This window comes from Nocardia wallacei (genome assembly GCF_029869545.1).
GTDB classification, from domain to species: domain Bacteria; phylum Actinomycetota; class Actinomycetes; order Mycobacteriales; family Mycobacteriaceae; genus Nocardia; species Nocardia wallacei_A.
In genome coordinates, this window is record NZ_JARWQD010000088.1 from 1 (window position 1) to 4432 (window position 4432).

The window sequence follows — 4432 nt, forward strand, 5'->3', positions numbered from 1 at the left end:
CGGCGATCGTGCCGTGGCGGATGACGGGCACCCACCTCGGGCCGATCGACCCGCCCGGACCCCCGACGCCCCGACCCGCCCCGCACCTCCCCCTCCCGCTCCGAAGTCTCCGACCCCGCCGCCGCCCGCCCCGACCCCGCACGCTCCGACGCCGCACGCTCCGAATTCGCAGACCCCGACGCGGCGCGCCCCGATCCCGCCCGATCCGACGGCACCCGATCCGACGCCGCAGCCCCCGACGCTGGGCGCTTCGATGTCTCACGCCCCGGTCCCCCGCCCTCCGACGCTGGGCGTTCCAGCGCCGCACGCTCGGACGCCGCGCCTTCATCCGGCCCAGCCGCCCGGGCCGCGCCCCGGTCCGCCGCACGCTCCGACGCCAACCGATCCGACCCCGCACCTTCATCCGGCCCACCCGCGCGGGCCGCATCCTTGTCCGCCGGGCCTTCGTCCGCGTTCCGCTTCGCCACCCGGTCAGCCTAAGCATTCGACCGGGTGCGGCGCCCGGCGGCCGGTCGGCGATCCGCGCGAGCGGCGCGGGGCGCAATCCCGCGCATCCCATGGGACGAGCGGAAACGACCGGTCCACGCGGCACGGGCGTACCGGACACCTTGGCGGGCACCGATAGTCGGCACCCCCCACCGACGGCGGAGCCATCGAATCCGCCGTCCCGGCAGGGTGCCGGAGCCTCTGTCTCAGTAGGCTGCTTACGTGCGGACGTTGCTGATCGTGAATCCGAATGCCACCTCGACGACACCGGCCACCCGCGATCTGCTCGCCCACGCGCTGGAGAGCCGGACCCAGCTCATCGTCGCGCACACCCAGCACCGCGGCCACGCGGCCGAACTCGCGCAGTGGGCGGCCACCAACGAGATGGACCTGATCGTCGTGCATGGCGGGGACGGCACCGTCAACGAGACCATCAACGGCTTCCTGCCGCTGCCGCAGGTCGCCGACGGGCAGGCCTGGATTCCCCGATTGGGCGTGATTCCGGGCGGCTCGGCCAATGTGTTCGCGCGGTCGCTCGGCATCAAACCGGATCCCGTCGCCGCCACCAACCAGCTCATCGACCTGCTGTCGGTGGCGAAGGACCGCCGCATCGGCCTGGCCATCGCCGACGACCGCTGGTTCACCTTCTCCGCGGGCGTCGGCCTGGACGCCGACGTGTGCGAGGCCATCGACAACAGCCGCGCCAACGGACACGCCGCGACACCGGCCCGTTATCTGCGCACCACGGTCCGCCAGTTCTTTCGGGCCAAGCGCCGCGAGCCGTCGGTCACGGTGCACATTCCCGGGCACGATCCGGTCACCGGAGTGCATTACGCATTCGTGACCAATGCCAGTCCCTGGACTTACCTCGACGCCAAGCCGGTGGTCACCAATCCCGGAACAAGTTTCGAATCCGGTCTCGGGGTGTTTGCCATGCAGACCATGCGGGTACTGCCCACACTGTGGGTCGCTCGGCAACTCCTTGCCACCGATGGAAACCCCAAGTCGCGCACATTGTTTCGCGCCGACGATGTGCCGTCGGTCCGTATCGAGGCCGCCGAGCCCATTGGCCTGCAAATCGATGGCGACTTCATCGGCCGCCGCGACGTGGTGGATTTCACCTCGATCCCCGAGGTGCTCGAGGTGATCGCCCCACAGCCCGAATCGGGCCGACACAACTAGAGAAACATCGCAGTTGTGCTGCGAAAACCGCTTCGAGCGAGTACAAAGGACTCGGCAGACCCCCGATGTAGGGGTCTTACAGCGTGAGCTTCCCCACGGTGCACCACAAAGCTATTGACATCTACGGTGTTCGTGAAAGCATTCACAAGCAACCGTGCGGAAACATTCGAGTCGCACAAGTGAACGGACCACAAACCCGAGGCGCACTGGTGCGCCCAGCAAAGGAGCAGAGGAATGGACTGGCGCCACAAGGCCATCTGTCGCGATGAGGACCCCGAGCTGTTCTTCCCGGTCGGTAACAGCGGTCCCGCACTCGCGCAGATTGCCGATGCCAAGCTGGTCTGCGCCCGCTGCCCCGTTACCGCCGAGTGCCTGTCCTGGGCCCTGAAGTCCGGACAGGACGCCGGCGTTTGGGGTGGTATGAGCGAAGACGAGCGTCGGGCGCTGAAGCGTCGCAACGCGCGCACCCGCACCCGCAGCGTCGTCTAGGCGACGTCGGCGTTACGGCCACCAAGCGGTACCCGCACAGCCCCGGCCCGTAGCGCATTTTCAGCCCGGCACCTCTGAGGTGCCGGGCTTCATTGTTTCCAGGGTGCCGGGCTTCTTTGCTTCCGGGTGCCGGGCTTCATTGCTTCCGGCGAGCAGACATCAGCGAGAAGACCTGCGCCCCAAGGGAACTCGCAACACGGCGTCGGTGCCGATATCCGCCCCCGGATGCAGGCCGATGGATCCGCCCAGCTCCGCGGTGACCAGCGTGCGCACGATCTGCAGGCCCAGCCGATCGGACCCCTCCAGGCTGAATCCGTCCGGCAGCCCGCGCCCGTCGTCGCTGATGATCACGTCCAGCCAGCGCGCCGAACGTTCGGAGCGGATGGTGACCGTGCCGTTCTCGCCCGCGTCGAAGGCGTGCTCGATGGCGTTCTGCACCAGCTCGGTCAGCACCATCACCAGCGGGGTCGCGCGCTCGGCGGAGAACACCCCGAGCGACCCGGCCCGGCGCACCTTTATCCGCGCGGTGTGCACGGTCGCGACGTCGGCCATGATCGGCAGCAGCCGGTCCACGACCTCGTCGAGATCGACCTCCTCGTCCACCGACATCGACAGCATCTCGTGCACCGAGGCGATGGAGGTGACGCGGCGCACCGATTCGGTCAGCGCCAGCCGCGCCTCCTCGGCCTCGGTGCGGCGGGCCTGCAGCCGCAGCAGCGCGGCCACCGTCTGCAGGTTGTTCTTCACCCGGTGGTGGATCTCGCGGATGGTGGCGTCCTTGGACAGCAGCGCCCGGTCGCGGCGCTTGACCTCGGTGACGTCACGCACCAGCACCGCGGCACCGGCCAGCTCGCCGTGCGGGCGCAGCACCAGGGTGCGCAGCAGCACGGTGGCACCCCGTGCCTCGACCTCCATGCGGCGACCCGACTTGCCCGCCAGCGCGGCCTGGATATCGTTGACGACCTCCTGGGCATCGAACGGATCGGTGATCAGCGAGCGCGTGGTCTGCGCCAGATCCTGCCCGGCCAGATCGCTCTGCAGGCCCATCCGGTGATACGCGGACAGCGCGTTCGGGCTGGCGTAGACGACGGTCCCCTCGGTGTCGATGCGGATGAAACCGTCCCCCGCGCGCGGGCTGGAATGCGAGCCGGTGCGGTCCTCCAGCGTCGGGAAGGTGCCGTCGGCGATCATCTGGCACAGGTCGTCGGCGCAGGCCATATAGGCGTGTTCGAGGCTGCCGCGGATCTTCGAGCGCTGCACGTCGGTGTCGCGGCCGAGCACCGCGATCACATCGCTGCCGACCCGGACCGGAATGGCCTCGCGGATGGCATGCACCGGGGTCGGGTGGTACACCCCCGCCGACTCCCCGTCGGAATCCACCCGCACGATCTCACCCGCCAGCAGGGCCTCGAACACCTGCGGGTGATCCTCCTTGGTGGCGAGCGTGCCGACCAGGTCCTCCGGGTGCACGGTGGCGGCGGTGGTGGGCCGGGCCTGCGCGACGCAGACCACGTCGGCGCCCTCCGCGACCGGGCCGGCGCCCACCCACAGCTGCAGATCCGCGAACGACAGGTCCGACAGCAGCTGCCAGTCCCCCACCACCCGCTGCAGATGATCCACGGCCGCACCGGGCAGGTCGGTGTGCTCGGCCAGCAGATCACTCAATGTCGACATGTAACACGCTCCTCACCGACGTGATTCTCCCTCACCCGTCGGCGTCGGTGCGCGGGCAGCCCGCAGCGTCAGGAGATTACCGCGATGAGGTCGCCCTTCTGCAGGACCTGCCCGGCGGAGACGTTGATCGAGGCGACCGTGCCGTCGGACTCGGCGACCACCGGAATCTCCATCTTCATCGACTCCAGCATCACGAGGGTGTCGCCCTCCCGCACCGCCGCGCCCTCCTCGGCGACGATCTCGTAGACGGTCGACACCATCTCGGCGAGCACTTCCTCAGCCATGACACCCTCTCGATCGATCGGCACCGTTCACGCCCTGCATCCGCTGCAGCTACAGCCAACCACACGTGAAACAATGACGCCCGACCAGGAAGGAGATACCCATGGGTAAGCGAGGACGCAAGAAGCGCAGCCGCCGCAAGAGCGCGGCCAACCACGGCAAGCGTCCGAACAGCTGAGCCGTCCCGGCTCGGCACGGTAGCGCCGAAAAGCACTGAGCGGCACCGGGAAGCGGAGTTTGAGGGCCGCGCTGCGGGCATAACGCCCGCGGGGCCCCCCGGGGGGGGGGTGTTATGGCGGCGGGGCGCCCCGCGGGGGCC

The 4432-nt window shown here is 69.2% G+C and carries 5 protein-coding genes; 3 read left to right on the top strand and 2 right to left on the bottom strand.

Annotation, left to right across the window (positions count from 1 at the left end; translation table 11 throughout):
- The first annotated feature begins 708 nt into the window (after positions 1 to 708).
- Positions 709 to 1668 (top strand): diacylglycerol/lipid kinase family protein, encoded by a 960-nt coding sequence (locus tag QH290_RS05445; protein ID WP_280268492.1) that lies wholly within the window; start codon positions 709 to 711, stop codon positions 1666 to 1668.
- Positions 1669 to 1902: 234 nt separating this feature from the next.
- Positions 1903 to 2157 (top strand): WhiB family transcriptional regulator, encoded by a 255-nt coding sequence (locus QH290_RS05450; RefSeq protein ID WP_062507827.1) that lies wholly within the window; start codon positions 1903 to 1905, stop codon positions 2155 to 2157.
- A gap of 159 nt (positions 2158 to 2316) precedes the next feature.
- On the opposite strand, the gene QH290_RS05455 is transcribed toward QH290_RS05450, so the two are convergent.
- Both QH290_RS05455 and QH290_RS05460 read right to left on the bottom strand, forming a co-directional pair.
- On the bottom strand, positions 2317 to 3831 hold the full coding sequence (locus tag QH290_RS05455) for a sensor histidine kinase (RefSeq protein WP_280268493.1): 1515 nt from the start codon (positions 3829 to 3831) through the stop codon (positions 2317 to 2319).
- 68 nt (positions 3832 to 3899) lie between these two features.
- Positions 3900 to 4115, bottom strand: coding sequence for a biotin/lipoyl-binding carrier protein (locus QH290_RS05460; RefSeq protein WP_280268494.1), 216 nt, complete (start codon positions 4113 to 4115; stop codon positions 3900 to 3902).
- A 101-nt stretch (positions 4116 to 4216) separates the two neighbouring features.
- Here QH290_RS05460 and QH290_RS38025 point away from each other — a divergent pair, with 101 nt between their 5' ends.
- Positions 4217 to 4291 carry a 50S ribosomal protein bL37 gene (locus QH290_RS38025; RefSeq protein WP_373282057.1) on the top strand — a complete coding sequence of 25 codons (75 nt, stop codon included), beginning with the start codon at positions 4217 to 4219 and terminating at the stop codon, positions 4289 to 4291.
- Positions 4292 to 4432 lie beyond the last annotated feature (141 nt).